This is a genomic window from Bacteroides sp. OM05-10AA, assembly GCF_003439055.1.
Lineage (GTDB): Bacteria > Bacteroidota > Bacteroidia > Bacteroidales > Bacteroidaceae > Bacteroides > Bacteroides intestinigallinarum.
On the sequence record NZ_QSUR01000018.1, the window covers coordinates 74,571 to 92,288 of the forward strand.

General features: G+C 43.3%; 20 protein-coding genes. 11 read left to right on the forward strand and 9 right to left on the reverse strand.

Features of this window, described 5'->3' with window-relative positions:
* Positions 1-96: 96 nt before the first annotated feature.
* From DXB58_RS15140 to DXB58_RS15155, 4 genes are all read left to right on the forward strand, one after another.
* Complete coding sequence (locus DXB58_RS15140) at positions 97-1,410, forward strand: TIGR01777 family oxidoreductase (protein WP_122137397.1); 1,314 nt, start codon at positions 97-99, stop codon at positions 1,408-1,410.
* An 82-nt stretch (positions 1,411-1,492) separates the two neighbouring features.
* A complete protein-coding gene (locus DXB58_RS15145; RefSeq protein ID WP_122137398.1) occupies positions 1,493-1,759 on the forward strand; it encodes a GNAT family N-acetyltransferase in 267 nt (88 codons plus the stop codon).
* Between the two features lie 58 nt (positions 1,760-1,817).
* Entirely contained in the window at positions 1,818-2,036 is a 219-nt protein-coding gene (locus tag DXB58_RS15150; protein ID WP_004301974.1) for a hypothetical protein, read from the forward strand.
* Positions 2,024-2,308 carry a virulence protein gene (locus tag DXB58_RS15155; protein WP_004301975.1) on the forward strand — a complete coding sequence of 95 codons (285 nt, stop codon included), beginning with the start codon at positions 2,024-2,026 and terminating at the stop codon, positions 2,306-2,308. The genes DXB58_RS15150 and DXB58_RS15155 overlap by 13 nt, the downstream gene beginning before the upstream one ends.
* Positions 2,309-2,364: 56 nt before the next feature.
* On the opposite strand, the gene DXB58_RS15160 is transcribed toward DXB58_RS15155, so the two are convergent.
* The 3 genes from DXB58_RS15160 to DXB58_RS15170 all read right to left on the reverse strand — a co-directional run bounded on the left by DXB58_RS15160 (position 2,365) and on the right by DXB58_RS15170 (position 3,803).
* Complete coding sequence (locus DXB58_RS15160) at positions 2,365-2,634, reverse strand: zinc ribbon domain-containing protein (RefSeq protein ID WP_004301976.1); 270 nt, start codon at positions 2,632-2,634, stop codon at positions 2,365-2,367.
* 118 nt (positions 2,635-2,752) lie between these two features.
* Positions 2,753-3,484, reverse strand: a complete 732-nt coding sequence (locus tag DXB58_RS15165; protein ID WP_004301977.1) for an SDR family NAD(P)-dependent oxidoreductase — start codon at positions 3,482-3,484, stop codon at positions 2,753-2,755.
* 19 nt (positions 3,485-3,503) lie between these two features.
* Positions 3,504-3,803: a nitrous oxide-stimulated promoter family protein gene (locus DXB58_RS15170; protein ID WP_122137399.1), complete on the reverse strand. Its 300-nt coding sequence runs from the start codon at positions 3,801-3,803 to the stop codon at positions 3,504-3,506.
* Between the two features lie 251 nt (positions 3,804-4,054).
* On the opposite strand from DXB58_RS15170, the gene DXB58_RS15175 reads away from it, so the two are divergent.
* From DXB58_RS15175 to DXB58_RS15185, 3 genes are all read left to right on the forward strand, one after another.
* Positions 4,055-5,560, forward strand: coding sequence for a TrkH family potassium uptake protein (locus tag DXB58_RS15175; RefSeq protein WP_117932456.1), 1,506 nt, complete (start codon positions 4,055-4,057; stop codon positions 5,558-5,560).
* Positions 5,561-5,638: 78 nt separating this feature from the next.
* On the forward strand, positions 5,639-5,845 hold the full coding sequence (locus tag DXB58_RS15180; RefSeq protein ID WP_052588039.1) for a hypothetical protein: 207 nt from the start codon (positions 5,639-5,641) through the stop codon (positions 5,843-5,845).
* A 124-nt stretch (positions 5,846-5,969) separates the two neighbouring features.
* Positions 5,970-7,343 carry an MATE family efflux transporter gene (locus tag DXB58_RS15185; RefSeq protein ID WP_122137400.1) on the forward strand — a complete coding sequence of 458 codons (1,374 nt, stop codon included), beginning with the start codon at positions 5,970-5,972 and terminating at the stop codon, positions 7,341-7,343.
* Positions 7,344-7,394: 51 nt separating this feature from the next.
* Here the strand turns inward: DXB58_RS15185 and DXB58_RS15190 are convergent, their stop codons facing one another.
* The gene (locus DXB58_RS15190) at positions 7,395-8,378 is read right to left on the reverse strand and encodes a fimbrillin family protein (RefSeq protein WP_122137401.1); all 984 of its coding nucleotides are present in this window, start codon (positions 8,376-8,378) and stop codon (positions 7,395-7,397) included.
* A gap of 67 nt (positions 8,379-8,445) precedes the next feature.
* The gene (locus DXB58_RS15195) at positions 8,446-10,146 is read right to left on the reverse strand and encodes an RluA family pseudouridine synthase (protein WP_122137402.1); all 1,701 of its coding nucleotides are present in this window, start codon (positions 10,144-10,146) and stop codon (positions 8,446-8,448) included.
* Positions 10,147-10,221: 75 nt separating this feature from the next.
* Between DXB58_RS15195 and DXB58_RS15200 the strand changes: the two genes are divergently transcribed.
* On the forward strand, positions 10,222-10,749 hold the full coding sequence (locus tag DXB58_RS15200; RefSeq protein WP_122137403.1) for a GDSL-type esterase/lipase family protein: 528 nt from the start codon (positions 10,222-10,224) through the stop codon (positions 10,747-10,749).
* A 120-nt stretch (positions 10,750-10,869) separates the two neighbouring features.
* Positions 10,870-11,334, forward strand: a complete 465-nt coding sequence (locus DXB58_RS15205; protein ID WP_004301986.1) for a MaoC family dehydratase — start codon at positions 10,870-10,872, stop codon at positions 11,332-11,334.
* A gap of 115 nt (positions 11,335-11,449) precedes the next feature.
* Here DXB58_RS15205 and DXB58_RS15210 read toward each other — a convergent pair whose 3' ends face one another.
* The gene (locus DXB58_RS15210; protein ID WP_122137404.1) at positions 11,450-12,430 is read right to left on the reverse strand and encodes a linear amide C-N hydrolase; all 981 of its coding nucleotides are present in this window, start codon (positions 12,428-12,430) and stop codon (positions 11,450-11,452) included.
* Between the two features lie 158 nt (positions 12,431-12,588).
* On the opposite strand from DXB58_RS15210, the gene DXB58_RS15215 reads away from it, so the two are divergent.
* Complete coding sequence (locus DXB58_RS15215; RefSeq protein ID WP_117931863.1) at positions 12,589-13,266, forward strand: MarC family protein; 678 nt, start codon at positions 12,589-12,591, stop codon at positions 13,264-13,266.
* Between the two features lie 28 nt (positions 13,267-13,294).
* Here DXB58_RS15215 and DXB58_RS15220 read toward each other — a convergent pair whose 3' ends face one another.
* The 3 genes from DXB58_RS15220 to bla all read right to left on the reverse strand — a co-directional run bounded on the left by DXB58_RS15220 (position 13,295) and on the right by bla (position 16,209).
* The gene (locus tag DXB58_RS15220; RefSeq protein WP_004308260.1) at positions 13,295-13,822 is read right to left on the reverse strand and encodes a hypothetical protein; all 528 of its coding nucleotides are present in this window, start codon (positions 13,820-13,822) and stop codon (positions 13,295-13,297) included.
* Positions 13,823-13,843: 21 nt separating this feature from the next.
* Positions 13,844-15,256: a GNAT family N-acetyltransferase gene (locus DXB58_RS15225; RefSeq protein WP_122137405.1), complete on the reverse strand. Its 1,413-nt coding sequence runs from the start codon at positions 15,254-15,256 to the stop codon at positions 13,844-13,846.
* Positions 15,257-15,327: 71 nt separating this feature from the next.
* On the reverse strand, positions 15,328-16,209 hold the full coding sequence (gene bla / locus DXB58_RS15230) for a class A beta-lactamase, subclass A2 (protein WP_117931866.1): 882 nt from the start codon (positions 16,207-16,209) through the stop codon (positions 15,328-15,330).
* A 286-nt stretch (positions 16,210-16,495) separates the two neighbouring features.
* Between bla and DXB58_RS15235 the strand changes: the two genes are divergently transcribed.
* On the forward strand, positions 16,496-17,692 hold the full coding sequence (locus DXB58_RS15235) for a hypothetical protein (RefSeq protein ID WP_004320669.1): 1,197 nt from the start codon (positions 16,496-16,498) through the stop codon (positions 17,690-17,692).
* The last annotated feature ends 26 nt before the right edge of the window (positions 17,693-17,718 follow it).

Below are 17,718 nucleotides of genomic sequence, written 5' to 3' on the forward strand. Positions count from 1 at the left end.
TATCTTGCAAAGATAACCTCATTTTGCTTTTTTCAAAGAACTTTTCTTGCATTTTATACGTTTTTCTAATAGAGTTAAAATAAACAACGAATCAAGATGAATATAGCAATGACCGGAGCTACCGGATATATAGGTAGACATCTTTCTAATTATCTCACAGAAAAGGGCGGACATCGGATCATTCCTCTGGGAAGGTCGATGTTTCGCGAAGGTATGTCCGGTTATTTGATTCAGACACTGACCCATTGTGATGTTGTCATCAATCTGGCAGGTGCACCTATCAATAAGCGTTGGACACCGGAATATAAACAGGAGCTTTTCAACAGTCGTATTGTCGTAACCAATCGTATTATCCGTGCTTTGAATGCAGTCAAGACGAAACCGAAACTGATGATTTCGGCTTCTGCCGTAGGTTATTATCCTTCGGAAGCGGAGGTGGACGAATATACCCGTACCCGTGGAGAAGGCTTTCTGTCCGATCTTTGCTATGCGTGGGAAAAAGAGGCGAAACACTGTCCCGAACCTACAAGGCTCGTTATCACACGCTTTGGCGTAGTGCTTTCTCCGGACGGGGGAGCGATGCAGCAGATGCTTCGCCCTTTGCAAGCTACCAAGATAGCCACCGCCATCGGTCCCGGTACGCAGGCTTTTCCGTGGATATCGATACGGGATCTTTGCCGTGCAATGGAGTTCTTTATCACTCACGAAGAGACACGTGGGGTATATAATCTGGTTGCTCCGCAGCAAATCTCGCAATATGCTTTCACCCGTGCGATGGGAAAGGCTTATCGGGCATGGACGACGATGGTGGCCCCGCAAAGAATTTTCCGTATCTTATATGGTGAAGCGGCATCCTTCCTGACTGCGGGCCAGAGAGTTCGCCCAACGCGTCTGACGGAAGCGGGATTTCATTTCTCCATTCCCAATGTCGAACGTCTTTTCAGAGGTACAAACCATAGTACGGTTACCTCTCTCGACCTGCACCGGTATATGGGACTTTGGTATGAAATAGCCCGCTACGAGAATCGCTTTGAATACGGACTTGTAGACGTCACGGCTACTTACACGCTCCGTCCCGACGGCATGATTCGTGTGGAGAACCGGGGATGCAAACGTAATTCTCCTTACGACATCTGCAAGACTGCCAACGGACACGCCAAAATACCCGATCCCACACAGCCGGGCAAACTGAAAGTGTCTTTCTTCCTTAGTTTCTATTCTGATTATTATGTCTTGGAACTGGATGAAGAGAATTACAATTATGCCCTGGTAGGCAGCAGTACTGATAAATATCTCTGGATACTAAGCCGTACACCCCAACTGCCGGAAGAAATCAAGAAGAAACTCGTCACCGCTGCCGAACGTCGTGGATACGATACGAGCCAGTTGAAGTGGATCGAGCAACTCTGATCGCAATCTGCGCCTGATAACCTAAGATTATTTTGCCGGAGTGCTTAACGAACAATGAGACAACTTTAAAACAACAGAAATTATGGATTACGAAATTATTCATCAGCCCGAACAAAAATTGTTCAAGACAGAAGTAGACGGTCGCACCGCCTTTGTACAATATTGCCTGATAGGTGATTCTCTTGATATTATCCACACAATTGTGCCACAACCTATTGAAGGGCGGGGGATTGCCGCTGCTTTGGTAAAAGCTGCTTACGCCTATGCATTAGCTAACGGGATGAAGCCGAAAGCAACGTGCTCTTATGCAGTGAAGTGGTTGGAAAGACACCCGGAAATAAATGGTTAAATACTCGCTTTTGATTCGCAGGCAAAGGAAATAATATTATCTTTGTAATTGGAAATCAATGAAGAAAAATAGTGTTATGATAAAAGAAGGTGAAAAGGTAAAAGTTGATCCTAGATTAACGGGACTCGATGAATGGATAGAGGGTACGGTAATTGATATTGAACATAATCCGTTCAAAGGCTTAGTTATAGCAATCCGTGATAAATTTAACCGTATTTTCTTTGGTGAGCAGAAATATTTTATTCCTGTAAATGAGGATAATGTATGTATGCAATAGCTTTTGATATGGTCATTACGGACCTACGTGCCAATTATGGAGAGCCTTATAACAATGCATATTTTGAAATAAATAAAGTGTTGCGTCAGTATGAGTTTTATAATACGCAGGGTAGTGTATATCTAACAGAGAAAACTGATATGGCAAATCTTTTTCGTGCAATTGACGCATTGAAACGTATTCCTTGGTTTCAGGCGTCAGTTCGTGATCTTCGTGCGTTTCGTGTAGAAGACTGGTCGAACTTTACGGATTTTATAAAAGAAAATAAGTAGATAAGCTTTCAGGTCTGAATATGTATTCATGCCTGAAAGCTCTTTTTATTTCTCAATTACTGTTTCCACCTCTTCAACTGTGGAAAGTACTCTTTCATCGTTTTCCGTGCTTCCTCCACTGTATATTTCACTTCCGAGTCTTTATTGAACTCATCCAGATAATTCAGATTAAGCTCGATCATCTCGTCCATGGTACACTCTTTCGTGAAATGTCCGTCCGCATAGCAATAGTGGCAATAATCTTCGTTCTTGCTACCGTCCGCTTCTTTTCCAAAAGTTGAGTCGTCTATCGGCATACCGCAACTTTGACAAAATTTTTGTTCCATCTTTTTTTGTTAGATTATAAGTTTATGTTACAAGACAAATGTAAGTAGAAATATTGGAAAAGAAGTGATCCGGTCTTGCTATTTATTCATTTATTTCTTTCCTGGTTTACTTTTGGTGTTAATTGGTTTTCACGGGCAGCCGTTTCCACATCCAACGGGGAATCATTTTCCAGAAAAAGACCAGTATCCGGTAGCGCCAGTCGATCACTACTATCCGTTGTTTCCGCTCCAGTGACCAGGCGATGTGACGTCCCACTTTCGCTGCATCCATCAATAGCGGATAATGTTTCCCGTCGTTGAGCAAGTCGGTGGCAACAAATCCGGGACGGATATCAGTAAAACGGATATTCAGTTTTTGTAAATATGAAAGTTGTTCGAGAGCATCTATGTAAGTGTTCTGGAAGCGTTTGGTGGCAGAGTAGGCAGGAGCCACTCCAAGTCCTTTCGTTCCCGCGATGGAGCTGATGACTGCCAGGTGGCCGCCTCCGCTTTTCCTGAAATAGATGAAAGCGGTATCCACCATGCGGATAAATCCCTCTACATTGGTGTATGCTGTGTTCAGTTCCACCTCCATGTTCAGATTCGTATTCTGGAAACCGATGCCCGAGCTAAGAAGAAACAAATCCATGCCGCCCACCTTGTCGATGAGCATATTCAATTTCTCGCCTGCATCTTCCTGGGTTACGTCCAACGCTTGAATTTGAATCTGATCCGGTGCTGCCCGTTGCAGGTTTTCGAGAGCGGATTGCCGTCTGCCGGCTACTCCGATTTGCCATCCATCCAGTAACAGACATTTTGCAACTTCTTGCCCGATGCCGGAGGTAGCGCCAATGATAATGGCTTTTTTCATTACTGATTTTTTTAGTAAGTTATAGGTTCAATAAATGTCGTATGGCCTGCCAGGGTGCATAAAGCAACATCCTCGGTCCGGAGAAACGCATCACCTGTCGCATTCGTTCGCGCATGATGGGCTTGTAACAATGTACGGTGCATTCCTTGCATGCACTCTTCTTCTCTCCAAACGGACAATGGTCGAGACGGGCGTGGGCATAGCGGAGCAACTCTTCACAGTCGGCACAAAGAACTGTATTTTTTTCTTTTTTCCGGCAATAGAGGCGGATCATCAACTCTACCGTTTTCTTTTCGTGCGCAATGCGTGATGCTTTCATCTCTCTCTTTTTTACACTTTGGAGTGACAAAGATAGCGAAGATTATGCAGAAATGCAGGCGTATTCTGTTAAAATACACCTTCTTCTTTTTTTTATTTTGAAAAGCACCCTTTCATTTTGGTAGGGTATTTAGAGATTACTTTTTCAAAATGAAAAAAAATATTGCATTGATTATAAGCGAATTATCAGAGTCCCTTTCATTTTGGCATACTCTTGGCTATGTGGGGAACATACAAAATAATTCATGAGTTATGGAAGAGTACATTTCAGATAACAGTCTGTATATTCGGAGTAAGAATAATAGCATGATTAACCGGAAGATGATAGGGCGCGTGCTGGGTATGTTGCTATTTATCGAATTGGGGATGTTCTTACTTTGTGCCGGAGTGTCGGCTGGTTACGGGGAAAGTGATTATAAATACTTTCTTTACACCTGTATCATCAATGCTGTGGTAGGCGGATTGTTACTGCTCTACGGACGGGGAGCGGAGAATAAGATGAGCCGGAGAGACGGATATTGTGTGGTCACTCTTTCGTGGGTGTTTTTTACCTTTTTCGGCATGCTTCCTTTTTATTTCAGCGGAAGCATTGATACGATAACCAATGCTTTTTTCGAAACCATGTCCGGGTTTACCACTACAGGAGCTACCATTCTCGATGATATTGAATCCCTTTCCCACGGTATGCTTTTCTGGCGAAGCCTGACGCAGTGGATCGGTGGTTTGGGGATTGTGTTTTTCACGATTGCCATTCTTCCTATCTTTACCACGGGAGGAGTGCAACTCTTTTCTGCTGAATCTACGGGAGTGACGCACGACCGTACCCATCCGAAAATCAATGTCATGGCCAAGTGGTTGTGGACAATTTATCTGGTATTGACTATTTCGGAAACTGTCTTATTGATGTTTGGAGGCATGAGCTTGTTTGATGCCATTTGTCAGTCGTTTGCCACTACTGCTACGGGTGGATATTCTACGAAGCAGAACAGTATATCTTATTGGAATTCTCCGTATATAGAATATGTGGTGGCTATCTTTATGATTGTTTCCAGTATCAACTTCTCTTTGTTTCTGATGTGTTTGAAAGGAAAAGTCGGTCGTTTATTCAAAGATGAAGAGCTGCACTGGTTCCTGGCGTCGGTGGGTATCTTGACTTTCCTTATCACATTGGCGCTCGTCTTTCAAAATCATTATGACTGGGAACTGGCTTTCCGGAAAGCATTGTTCCAGGTGTCTACGGTGCATACTTCCTGCGGTTTTGCTACGGATGATTATAATATGTGGCCTCCTTTCACGTGGTTACTGTTGTTCATTGCGATGCTTTCGGGAGGGTGTACGGGTTCTACCAGTGGAGGTATCAAGAATATGCGGTTGCTGATTGTGGCACGTGCCATCCGGAATGAGTTCAAACATCTGCTCCACCCGAATGCCGTGCTTCCCGTACGTATCAATAAGCAGACGGTGTCTTCTTCTATCGTAACTACCGTATTGATTTTCTTTGCTTTTTATCTGGTTCTGATCCTGATTGGGTGGACGGCTCTTTTGTTTTTGGGAGTTGGCTTTTCCGAGTCCGTCAGTACGGTTATTTCGAGTATAGGCAATGTCGGTCCGGGATTAGGTACTTGTGGACCTGCATATTCGTGGAATTCTTTACCTGATCTGGCAAAGTGGATACTTTCTTTTCTGATGCTGGTGGGACGTCTGGAGTTGTTTAGTGTACTCCTGTTGTTTTATCCGGGATTCTGGAAGAATAGATAAATTGTAAATCATGAATGGGCTTCTGAAACATCGTTGGAAGAGTTTGTGGTTGACGGAAACAATCTGTATCTTTGCGGCATGAGAAAGTTATTGTGTCCGCAATGCAAGATTGCAGCTATGTATGTGAAGAATGAACAGGGTGACAGGCTGCTGGTTTATGTGCTCGAAGATGGTGAAGTCGTTCCCAAATATCCGGAAGATTCGATGGAGGGGTTCGATTTGACAGAAGTCTTCTGCCTGGGATGCTCGTGGCATGGTTCACCTAAACGGTTGGTGAAACGATAGACCGGGGGCATTCATGCTCTCATTCTGATTTTTTTGATTTATGTCAACTAAAAGAGGAACGCAAATCGAGAACTAATTCATTGAATTTTCCGTATCTTTGCGCCCGATTTTAGAACATAGACGTATGGCAACTTCTAAAGAAATGACGGCAGGGCCGGCATTACCTCTCATTTTAAAGTTTACATTGCCGCTTTTGCTCGGCAATCTCTTACAACAAACGTATTCGCTTGTTGATGCTGCAATTGTAGGAAAGTTTTTGGGAATTAACGCGTTAGCTTCTGTTGGAGCCAGCACATCGGTTGTTTTCCTGATTCTCGGATTCTGCAATGGATGTTGCGGAGGTTTCGGGATACCCGTTGCGCAGAAGTTTGGTGCACGTGATTACAGTACGATGCGCAGTTACGTTTCCGTCAGTTTGAAACTGGCAGCGGGGATGTCTGTGGTCATTGCTCTTGTTACCAGTATCTTTTGTGCGGACATACTCCGGATCATGCGCACGCCGGAGAATATTTTCGAAGGGGCGTATGCTTATTTGCTTGTTACGTTTATTGGTGTTCCTTTCACTTTCTTCTATAATCTTCTTTCAAGCATCATCCGTGCGTTGGGAGACAGCAAGACGCCTTTCTGGTTTTTGCTGTTCGCTGCTGTTCTGAATATCATTCTCGACTTGTTCTGTATTCTGGTACTCGGCTGGGGAGTGGCGGGAGCTGCCATTGCTACTGTCTTTTCGCAGGGGCTGTCGGCTGTTCTCTGCTATATTTATATGTACCGGAAGTTTGAAATATTGCAGGGTACTCCGAAGGAACGCCGGTTCCAGTCGAAACTGGCAAAGACATTGCTTTACATCGGTGTGCCTATGGGATTACAATTCTCTATCACGGCTATCGGCAGTATTATGCTTCAGAGTGCGAATAATGCGTTGGGAACGGCGTGTGTGGCTGCTTTTACATCTGCCATGCGAATCAAGATGTTCTTTATCTGTACGTTCGAGAGTCTGGGAATTGCGATGGCTACGTATAGCGGACAGAATTATGGGGCAGGGAAACCGGAGCGTGTCTGGTTGGGAATCAAAGCGAGTGCTTTGATGATGATTGTTTATGCGGCATTTACGTTCGTTCTTCTGATGGTGGGAGCCAAATATTTTGCATTGATCTTTGTAGATCCGTCGGAAACGGAAATTCTGTTGGATACCGAGTTATTCCTGCATATCTCTTGTATGTTCTTCCCGATGCTTGGATTGTTATGCATCCTGCGCTACACGATTCAGGGAGTGGGATATACCAATCTTGCCATGTTTTCGGGAGTGGCGGAGATGATTGCGCGTATCCTTGTCAGCATTTACGCTGTGCCTGCATTCGGCTTTATTGCTGTCTGCTACGGTGATCCGATGGCTTGGATAGCGGCAGATTTGTTCCTCGTACCGGCATTTATCTATGTTTATCGCAGGTTGAAGAAGCAGGTGTTCACAAGCAGTCCGGCTACGCAAACTGTGGCATGATGCCATGTTGGTTTGCGTAACCAAACCTGTTTTGATGTTCTCTGGGATATTTCAATCTTGTACGGGATAGAGCGGTTTTCCGCTTTCATCTACTTCCGTCCATTCTTTCACGCTGACATTGGCAAACGATATGGAGTTTTCGTTAATAACTGCCCGGAAAAGGTATGAGTTTCCGGCTGATAAGAGGTTGTTGGGTGGAGTCAGTGGGGTGGTGTAGGTACGTGAGAAACTTTCTCCGTTTACCATCAGTTCCAGTGTCAGAGTCATGGGAGAAGAACTCTTTACAGGTAGCATGATATATTGTACGGTAAAGTCATTGATTCCCATATCGGCTGCTTTATCGTAGCTGACTTCCGAAGAGATGATGCCTGTTGATAAATCCATGATTGCACCCGGCTTCGGTGGGGTAATGGTAGCCGAAAGTATCTTGTTCAAAGTGATATTTTCTCCTCCGGTGATGGCTACAACTACTTGTGTGGCTGCATGCTGATAGGTGATGGGGATATTGATCTGTGAACTGGCGATGTCCTGATGAACTGCGTGCCACCAGAGATAATCCACTCCGTTTGATAAAGGTTCGGATATTCCATTGGTGAAAGTGGGGGCCGGACTGGTGGAATTACATGATACGGCATAGAAGCTATAGATATTATTGCTCAAATACATTTTATATCCCAGATTTCCTGTCAGTACACCGGGAGAGGAGGTGACATAGTTGCCTTGGGCAACGGGAGCACCTGTGATATTGTTTGATGTATTGGCTGAATAGGCGCACAACCAGCTTTGCAGACCTTTCCCCATCGGGGACATGGCTCGTGTGATGTTTCGTCCTTCTACGGAAGCACTGAAAGTGACCAATGCACTCTCTTTTGCCGGATTGCCATTGTCGTCATTACCGGATGAATTTTCGCTGTTCCCTTCTTCGTCGGGATAGGCTATGTCGATATAAATATTGTTTTTGGAGCAGGCTCCCAATAGCAGTACTGTTAAAGCAGATACGGCTAAATACTTTGTCATACGAAATTTGATATTCATAGTCAGGTTCTTTTTGAAAGTTAGTAATTACCCCTATATACATTTCAAAAAGAATTTGGTTCATGGCTTAATCGTCTTTTTTATCGAAGTCGGCCTCTTTCTGTATGCGTAGAATCTTTCCGCTGATGGGATGACGGAACTCTATATATTCGGCGTGGAGGTATAGTCTGTCCGCTTTCTTTCCATAAAGTTCATCCCCAAGAATGGGGCAACCCAATCCCTCCGGATGGGCGGTGTGTACCCGTAATTGGTGTGTCCGTCCGGTCAACGGATAGAAAGCAATCCGGGTGTGTTTTTCTGATTCACAGATGATTCGGTATTCTGTAATCGCTTCTTTCCCGTGTTCTCTACTGACGATTTGCCGGGGACGATCAAGGGGATTCAAACAGAGAGGGAGTTCGATTCTTCCTGTTCTTCCGGGCGGCAGTGCTGTCTTCTCTACTGTTGCTGTTACCCCATCCAACACGGCTACATAGCGTTTCTTGATACTTCTGCTTGCAAATTGTGCCTGCAAATGTTGATGTACCTCTTTCGTTTTAGCTACGAGCAATAATCCGGAAGTCGCCATATCAAGGCGATGTACAATCATAGGTCCGGTAGCATCGGGATACTTCTTTTTCAGGCGGTGATAGACTGAATCTCTGTCCTCCTCCTTTCCCGGAACGGACAACATTCCTGCCGGCTTATTGACTACCACTAACCATTTATCTTCATATACGATTTCCAGTTCTTCATCCTCATGGATGGAGTTCAGCAACGGATTCTCGTCTACTTTCAGTCCTTGCAACATGTGCTGCAAAATAGGTTCACATTTTCCCTTGCAGGATGGATAATAATATCCATGTTGCCGGATTTCGTTTTTAGGAGAGTCTCCCCACCAGAATTCGGCCATAGCCAATGGCTTTAATTGATGAAGATATGCATATTGCAACAACTTAGGCAAAGCACATTCACCCGCACCGGCAGGAGGAACTTTCTGAACTGTCTGCTCGAAGATTGTGTATAGGTCTTTCACTTCTCCTTTGGCATTCAGCATCCGGAACTGCTCGAACAACTTTCTTTGCAAGGCTGCCGAACGTTCTTTCCGTTCGGTTTTCAGTTGTTCTATTTCAGTCTCGAAGTGTCTCGTTTCCGTTTCGAGTTCTTCCAATCGTTTCTTCCATTCTTTTTCCAGTCGTTTGTATTCCGCTTTCTGGTATTGGCTTTCCCGGATCAGGGAGGCTTGTTCCTCTTCGGAAAGGGTAGAGGATGATTGGCGGCGAATCTCTCTCGCCTCCTTTGCTGCTTTGAGTTCTGCTTTAGCCTGATTCAAAATAGCTTTAGCCTGTTCTGTTTCCGTCTTCCACTTTTCTTTTAAATCGAGATAAGAACGATTGTTTTCTAATTCACGAATACGGATATTGATGGAAGATATTTGTTCTTCTTCAATTTTGAAGAATCCTTCCGGTTGCAATAAGTCGTAGACAGGAGGGACAAAATAAGGATGCAGATTCTTTCCTGCCAGATTGCCGGAGAAAGCAGCGAGATAGCCAATTTCATTGACTGCTTCTTTTTTTGTAGTCTCTTGTTTATTTTCTTTTTGTACGATCAGTACCCCGAACATTTTTCCGAAAGCTAACTCTTCTTGCCATTCCTTCCGGCTCGCGATATGTTTTTTCACTTCTTCCGCTGCCAACACGCACAATGGATGAGGCGTATAGTGGAAAGGATAAGTGAATTTATCCGGTAACGCAAGGTGAGAAATGGGTTGCTTGAAAAAATGTATCATCGGTTTATATATATGAATGAATGTGATTACCTTTGCAAAAGTAAAGTAAATCCGTGAATTATTGAATGAAGTAACATGAATAGAATGGGAGAGAAACCTAAATTTGCCTTTCTTGGCAACAGTCACATGGCATTTTGGGCATTGGATGTCTACTTTCCTTCATGGGAATGTCTGAACTATGGTGCTCCCGGTGAAGGGCTGGCTTATGTGGAGTCTTTTACCGTAGACACTTCCGATTGCCAAGTCGTCATTCAATTCGGAACCAATGATATTTATCAGTTGAATGATGAAAATATGGACGATTATGTGGAACGTTATGTAAAAGCGGTTCTTGCCATCCCTTCACTGAAAACATATCTTTTCTGTATTTTTCCACGTAATGATTACGATGATTACAGTACGGCTGTGAATCAATTCATTCGTGTCCTTAACCGGAAGATATACGGGAAATTGCAGGGGACGGACATTGTCTATCTCGATGTATTCGACCGTTTGTTGCTGGATGGCAGGCTGAATCCGGAGTTGACTCTCGACGATTTACATTTGAATGGCAGGGGTTACAGTATTTTGTCAGAAGCACTGAAACGGGCTTCCGGTTTGTAAAACATACCTAAATACTTCATTCCTTGCTTTTATTTATAAATTTGGTGGCATATCAGTTTATTTTTCCTATTTTTGTCCCCAATTTAATAGTAAATAACCCCCATAAAAACGATAAGACTTATGGAAAAAGTAATTATCAATTCGTATGAAGAATTCGAAAAACTAGTAGGCCAACAGATAGGTGTTTCCGATTATGTGGAACTCTCGCAGGAACGTATTAATCTTTTTGCTGATGCAACGCTGGATCATCAATGGATTCATGTAGATACGGAACGTGCGAAAGTAGATAGCCCTTATCATAGCACGATTGCTCATGGCTACCTGACATTGTCTATGCTTCCTTATCTGTGGAATCAGATTATTCAGGTGAATAACCTGAAGATGATGATTAACTATGGTATGGATAAGATGAAATTCGGTCAGGCTGTATTGTCAGGACAGAGTGTGCGTCTGGTGACTACTTTGCACTCATTGACCAATCTGCGTGGTGTGGCAAAAGCAGAAATTAAGTTTGCTATCGAAATAAAAGATCAACCAAAGAAGGCGCTGGAAGGAATTGCTGTATTCCTTTATTATTTCAATTAATGGCAAGCAGTTAAAGAAACAGATTTTATCCCCGGAAATGATCGGAATACGTCTCAAAAGTTAGATACAAAAACTTTTGGGATGTGCTTCAGATGAATCGTTTCCGGGGATAATTTTATCCTTTTACTCCCATAAATCTGAACGGCTGTGCCGGTTGAAATTCTTTCGTTGCATTTCCATGATAAGTTTCACCGTTGGCGATAGATAATTTGAGTACCGGAGCTCCTTCCGACAAGTCTGTTTCCCGCAGGTTTACCCAGAATGTATTAGGTGTCAGACTTGATTCGAAGAAGTAGAGCAGATTCTTACTATCCGATACCGTTCTCCATTGTGTGGTGGAAATTTCCGGAAATTCGGGAGTGGATATGCCATAAGGAACAGAAGTATTACGGATAACGCTGAATACACTTGCCACGGCTATTCTCACATCATCTGTTGGGGGCAGGGCATTGATATAAAAACTGGCTCTTGCAAAACGGTCGGACGGTCGGTTGGTTCCGGGCAGGAAGCTCAATCCTCCTATTGATTTCCAGTATTCGTTTAGTGCCAGTTGCTTGTTGTAGGTAGGGGAGTTGGTCATCACTTTGTACTCCTTGCTGTGGTAGATAGTCAGCTTTCCAACCGTATATTCGAATATCGCACAATCGCCCGTTGCGTCGGAAATAGATAAATGCAAGGTTGCCAGGCGGGAACCATCCGGCATCAGGTCTGATACCACTTGGAAAGTGTTTTCATCAATGGAAGCGACAGCCTCGTCTACGGTGGCGAAGTTATCCAGCATATATTGCACCCATGCAGTAATGGCAAGTCCCGGTTTACTTTGATCTCTGACCGGATACTCCGTTTCGGGCAACCATAACAGATTGGCAACCAACCCTTTTTCATTCATCCCGTCTGTACTGGCAATCTCGAAAGCCGAAGTCACCACGCTGCCATACTTGGACGTCCATTTCAGGGAGTTGGCTCCCGTTTCTCCATTTCTTTCCATACCTTTGGGAAATACCCAAAGATTGCTGTGCATTTCTGTTTTCCAGTCCATAGACCGGCCGGTTGCCACCATTCCATTTTTTCCCGAATAAACGACTCTTGTACACATAATTTTAATTTCTAGTTAAAGGTTTATTATAAGCTGCTTTCACGGGGTATCCAACCGATGCGGATTCCTCTTGCAAAAGCATATTCTCAAAACAATAACGTTCCATTTATGTTTTAGATACATATCAGATATTAATAAAGTATCAAAAAACAGGTATTATGTCATTAAGTAATCTTCTCATCATATTTTCGTCATCGTTTATGGCGCTGTTTCCGGTGATAAATCCTTTGGGGAATGGTTTTGTCGTCAATGGATTCTTTACAGACCTCGATCCTCAACAGCGGAAAGCAGCCATTCAGAAGCTGACGCTCAATTTTATAATGATCGGTGTAGGGACATTGGTGATAGGGCATTTGTTTCTGTTGATTTTCGGTCTGGCTATTCCTGTTATTCAGTTGGGAGGTGGAATACTGATTTGTAAGACGGCAATGGAGCTGTTGGGGGATTCGGGTTCGTCTGATAAAGAAGAAGAGGCCAGCAAGAATGTAGACGGTTTCAGATGGAAAAACATCGAGCAGAAGATATTTTATCCCATCACGTTTCCTATCAGTATCGGGCCGGGCAGTATATCGGTTATCTTTACTTTGATGGCGTCTGCCAGTGTTAAAGGCAAATTGTTGCAAACTGGGATTAATTATTTGGTCATTGCACTTGTTATTATTTGTATGGCGGCCATCTTTTATGTATTCCTTTCGCAAGGGCAGAGGTTTATTCAGAGGTTGGGACCGGTGGGAAATCAAATTATTAATAAGCTCGTTGCTTTTTTCACTTTCTGCATCGGTATTCAGATTTCGGTGACGGGTATATCCCAGATATTCCATCTGAATATACTCTAGTTGAACGGTGAGATAAAAGCAATAGAAATTATCTGTTTTTCTTTGCTTTCATGGCTTTCAGGGTGTTTTTTCGTACGGAACGGATAGCGGGAACCAGTAAGTCGGGCTCCATGATTTCCAGTATTGTGCGTAGTTCCTGTTGCAGTTCCGGGATGGAGCGTGTCAGTTGATAAGCCAGTTTCATGCAGAGCGATTGCACGCCCGGTGGTTCCTCGCGGGATATCATGCGTTCCATGCAGAAATCAAGGAAATCCACTCGTGGCGGATCGGCGGCAGGTTGCTGGCATATCAGGTTCAGGATCATTCTCCGTTTTCCCGAGTGTGGGCAGGTCATGGCAGCGTCAATCAATTCTTCTTGTTTCCGGCTTAACCATTCTACATCTGCCTTTGAGAAATGAGTACATACCCACAATGCCTGATAGGAGACGATAGCGTCTTCGTCGAATATCAGTTGGTAGATTTCTTCTCTAAGCCGTTCATCATCCTGTATAAAGTGGAGTACCTCTCTGATATCTTCAATGTGTACTCGTTCGGATAATCTTGCACGTAGGTTCATGTAGCTTTCGTTTTTGGGGAATTAATCTCTATTAGCGGAATCAGCTTCCGGCAGTTGCAAATGAAGAATGGGGAAAGGTTTGCCCATGCTGTCCGTTTCATCTCTGCCGATGACTTGGAATCCCAAATGGAGATAGAACTGAAGTGCTTTTTCATTCTGCTCGTTTACGTCCACCTTATCCATATGTTTTTTGTCTCTTGCGTATTCCATTAATCGTTTGCCATATCCTTTTCCCTGCTCGTCGGGGTGTACGAATAACATTTCGATCAGTTCGTCGCTCAATCCCATGAAAGCGGCAATCTTTCCGTTGGCATTCCGGATGACAAAAAGTTCAACAGCGGGTAAATAATGCTTCCGCACCAGTGGTTTATAGAACTGGATATGTTCTTCCGTCAGGAAATCATGCGTGTGGCGAACGGACATTTCCCATACATGGAGGATTTCATCATAGTCTTCCGGAGTAGGTTGGGAGATGCCGGGCAGGTAGTAGCATTGGTGGTCGTAGATGTTTCCGTTGTAAGTCAATTCTGCCTGATGAAGTGTACCTTCATAGATAAAACCGTTCTTTTTCAGTACTTTCTGCGAACGTTTATTGTGTGGATAACAGGTAGCTGTGATGAGGCTAAGCCGCAATTCTTCAAAGCCATAGTTGAGGACACCCTGCACTGCTTCGGTCATGTATCCTTTGCCCCAATGAGATTCGTCGAGCCAGTAACCCAACATTCTCACTTGCGGATTTTCGCGTTTAGGGTCGGGGATAATTCCTACGGAACCGATTAGCTGTTTTGTATCTTTTAGTATCACTGCCCATATTCCCTCTTGGTTGATAAATGTGGAATGAAGTATCCGGCGGGATTCATCCAACGTACGATGGGGCGGCCATCCGGCATTGTTTCCCAGATTCGGGTTCTGGCAACAAGCGAAGAACGTTTCTGCATCTCTTTCTTCGAAAGGGCGGAGAAACAAACGTTCTGTATGGAGCGTCACGGGGGGAATACTATCTATTTCAGTTTCCTGTCTTGCTTTGTTTTTCGACTCGTTTGTTGTTTTCCGATATACGCACTCAATCCGGTTTCCGTCAGGATCGAGGACTACACTTTCAAAATATCCGTCTCCCGAAGTACGCGGTTCGCCGGCGATGGTATATCCTTCCGAACGCATTTGTTCGGTGAAGCGTAATACTTCTTCCTGGCTGGGGAAGGTGAAAGCAAAGTGTGTCAGTCCAACCCTGTTTTCTTCAATGGGAGTGTTCTGTACATCTGTACGGCTCATCAGTTCCAAGTCTGTTCCCTCTCCAAAAGAGATAAAATAGGACTCGAATCCTTTCTTGGGATTGATGTATTTTTCGTTGCTTTTTCCTCCGAAGAAGCGGACATAGAACTCTTTTAATTCTTCCAGACGAAAGGTCCAGATAGCGATATGATGTAGTTTCATGTAAATGAATTTTCTAATTTCTATTACTTTGTTTCAATCTTCATTCGTACCGAACGTACTTTGTCTCTATCTTAATGCTGCATTACATATTCATAAACGATACGGGAAATATCAGCGATAATCTTACTGTTCGCCTGATTATTTTCTTCGGAATCCTTCACGAAGACAGCTATACTATAAGTACGTCCACCGGGCAAAAGAACGAAACCGATGTCATTACAACCGATTTGTTGCCCTTTCGCATTAAGATCTCCCGTTCCGGTTTTATGACCTACGGTTACTTTTTTGTCGAGCAGCGGAGCAACCAGACGGTCTTGCCCGGTTTGACATTCCACCATTGTTTGAAATATGAAGTCTTTGTACACTTTGGGAAACAATGGCTTCTTACGGAATATTTCCACTAATTCGGCTGCGGCCAACGGAGTAGTCCAGTTTTCATAACATAGGTTCAAGTCTTCGTGCATGGCAGTTTCCGTACCGACAATGGCACATTCCCGAATTCCCAGTGAATGGATATACTTGTTTACAGCATCGGGACCTCCCTGATAATCAAAAAGAATATCGCAGGCATTGTTGTCACTCTGTTGAAGTGTATATTTTAGCAGGTCGGCAATACTCATTTCAATTCCACCCTGCGGATATTTATCCCGTAGCGGACTGTAAGTATCCGGCTTTAAATCCGATTTTTTTATGGCTAACCGGGTTTCCAGCGATTGCCTCTGTTTTCCCATATAATCGGCCAATGCTAATGCCTGATGAAACTTGAATACGCTCATCAGTGGATAGTGAATATCATTATTGACAGTTATCGTATCTTTCCCATCAATGATGACGGCTATTCCTATTTCGGCCTTCTTTCCTTTGATGGCTTCTTTCAACTGTGTCTCCAGTTGAGTTTGTTGGGCAAACAGGAGGGTGGGGACTAAACAAAGAAATACTATGAATGAACGCATAATCAATTTCCTCTTTTAACGGGTTACTAATTCTCTATTGAAATCATATTCTTTATTGAAGTCACAAAGGTATAAATAGTAATTGCCTTTGCAAATTCTTACTTGAAATTTATAGTTGTATAATGAATATGTAGAGTTAGTTTCTCAATTTTTGTAGTAATAAAAATATTGATACAGAAATTAGGTTTACTATTTCATTTATGTTATTTTTGTGATATCTTATTACTGAAATATATACTATGTAAATATTTTGAAGTAGTAAACACCATTAAAAGACAAAACTAATATGAGCACTTTTCGTTCTATAGAAGAACTTGTCAAAAGTCTGGACAGGGAGAAAGAGCTTCTGAAAGAAATGTTTGCCAAACGGAAGTCTCTTTCGTTCCGCTACGATTATGCGCTTGAAATGACAGAGTACAAGGAAGAGCGTATCCGTTATCTGATTGACTATGGGGTTATCCGGGATACTGGTGACTTTCTGGAAATGGAAGATATCTATCTGAAATTCTTTGAAGATGTGCTCGAAGTAAATGAAGAAATCAATGTTTCTTTCGTGCAGGATTACCTGACGCGACTGAATGAAAATATTGACTATTATCTGAAAGAGAACAACGAGCAACGTAAATACAACTACCAGCGTGAAGTGAAACGCTGTCTAAAAAACATCGCTCTGACTACAGTCCGCAATGTGATGGACTTGAAAAGGAACATGGATAATACTTATAAGAACGAACCGAATTATAAGATAAAGAAAACCAAACTTGTCCGGCTTGATGAGAAACGGAACAATATTGCTCTGCTGATCCGTAAAAGTGAGGAATTGATAGACTACGGACAGCCTGTTTTCTTCCGGGTGGCGATGGACGTACAGATGCGGAATGTAGTAAGTGATGTAAAACTTCAGCTAAATGACTCGTACCATAACCTGATTGAAATCCAGAAACAAATCATCCATTATCTGAATCTGATAGATTATCAGAACCGTATCTTTGAGAAAGTAAAGAAGTTGAAGTACCTGAAAGACCAGTTCTTGTTGGAAGAACATACAAGTATCCGTTCTGTTGCCGCACAAAAAAATCCTGTCTGGATGGAGCCGCAGGTCGGTTATCGCATCAAGCTTTCCATTGATAATCTACGGACTTCCGATGAGGCTTTTCAGATTTTGAAGAAACTTGTCGCGCGGCAGAGAAATTCTCCGAAAGGAATGAAACAACTGGCAGATGCCATTCCAGAAGGATACCTGGATGGGCAGTCGCAAATGATAGATACCGTAAACTTGCAGGAAGTGCATAATTCATTTATGGCGTCCAGCACCCACCTGTTCTCTTTTGTGATGAACTATCGCTACCGGAAAGAGGTGACACGTGGAGAGAAATTAATCTTTTTCTGCCAACTGGCATCACAGTATGCCGACGAACTTCGATTTACGGATACTTATGAAATCTCCGATGAAGTGGAATACCCTTTAATATATGCCAAATGATGTATGCTGAATGCTAAAAACAGATG

Coding starts and splice junctions, on each gene's coding strand:
- DXB58_RS15140 (WP_122137397.1), top strand. CDS start 97: ATGAATATAGCAATGACCGGAGCTACCGGATATATAGGTAGACATCTT.
- DXB58_RS15145 (WP_122137398.1), top strand. CDS start 1,493: ATGGATTACGAAATTATTCATCAGCCCGAACAAAAATTGTTCAAGACA.
- DXB58_RS15150 (WP_004301974.1), top strand. CDS start 1,818: ATGAAGAAAAATAGTGTTATGATAAAAGAAGGTGAAAAGGTAAAAGTT.
- DXB58_RS15155 (WP_004301975.1), top strand. CDS start 2,024: ATGTATGCAATAGCTTTTGATATGGTCATTACGGACCTACGTGCCAAT.
- DXB58_RS15160 (WP_004301976.1), bottom strand. CDS start 2,634: ATGGAACAAAAATTTTGTCAAAGTTGCGGTATGCCGATAGACGACTCA.
- DXB58_RS15165 (WP_004301977.1), bottom strand. CDS start 3,484: ATGAAAAAAGCCATTATCATTGGCGCTACCTCCGGCATCGGGCAAGAA.
- DXB58_RS15170 (WP_122137399.1), bottom strand. CDS start 3,803: ATGAAAGCATCACGCATTGCGCACGAAAAGAAAACGGTAGAGTTGATG.
- DXB58_RS15175 (WP_117932456.1), top strand. CDS start 4,055: ATGGAAGAGTACATTTCAGATAACAGTCTGTATATTCGGAGTAAGAAT.
- DXB58_RS15180 (WP_052588039.1), top strand. CDS start 5,639: ATGAGAAAGTTATTGTGTCCGCAATGCAAGATTGCAGCTATGTATGTG.
- DXB58_RS15185 (WP_122137400.1), top strand. CDS start 5,970: ATGGCAACTTCTAAAGAAATGACGGCAGGGCCGGCATTACCTCTCATT.
- DXB58_RS15190 (WP_122137401.1), bottom strand. CDS start 8,378: ATGAATATCAAATTTCGTATGACAAAGTATTTAGCCGTATCTGCTTTA.
- DXB58_RS15195 (WP_122137402.1), bottom strand. CDS start 10,146: ATGATACATTTTTTCAAGCAACCCATTTCTCACCTTGCGTTACCGGAT.
- DXB58_RS15200 (WP_122137403.1), top strand. CDS start 10,222: ATGAATAGAATGGGAGAGAAACCTAAATTTGCCTTTCTTGGCAACAGT.
- DXB58_RS15205 (WP_004301986.1), top strand. CDS start 10,870: ATGGAAAAAGTAATTATCAATTCGTATGAAGAATTCGAAAAACTAGTA.
- DXB58_RS15210 (WP_122137404.1), bottom strand. CDS start 12,430: ATGTGTACAAGAGTCGTTTATTCGGGAAAAAATGGAATGGTGGCAACC.
- DXB58_RS15215 (WP_117931863.1), top strand. CDS start 12,589: ATGTCATTAAGTAATCTTCTCATCATATTTTCGTCATCGTTTATGGCG.
- DXB58_RS15220 (WP_004308260.1), bottom strand. CDS start 13,822: ATGAACCTACGTGCAAGATTATCCGAACGAGTACACATTGAAGATATC.
- DXB58_RS15225 (WP_122137405.1), bottom strand. CDS start 15,256: ATGAAACTACATCATATCGCTATCTGGACCTTTCGTCTGGAAGAATTA.
- bla (WP_117931866.1), bottom strand. CDS start 16,209: ATGCGTTCATTCATAGTATTTCTTTGTTTAGTCCCCACCCTCCTGTTT.
- DXB58_RS15235 (WP_004320669.1), top strand. CDS start 16,496: ATGAGCACTTTTCGTTCTATAGAAGAACTTGTCAAAAGTCTGGACAGG.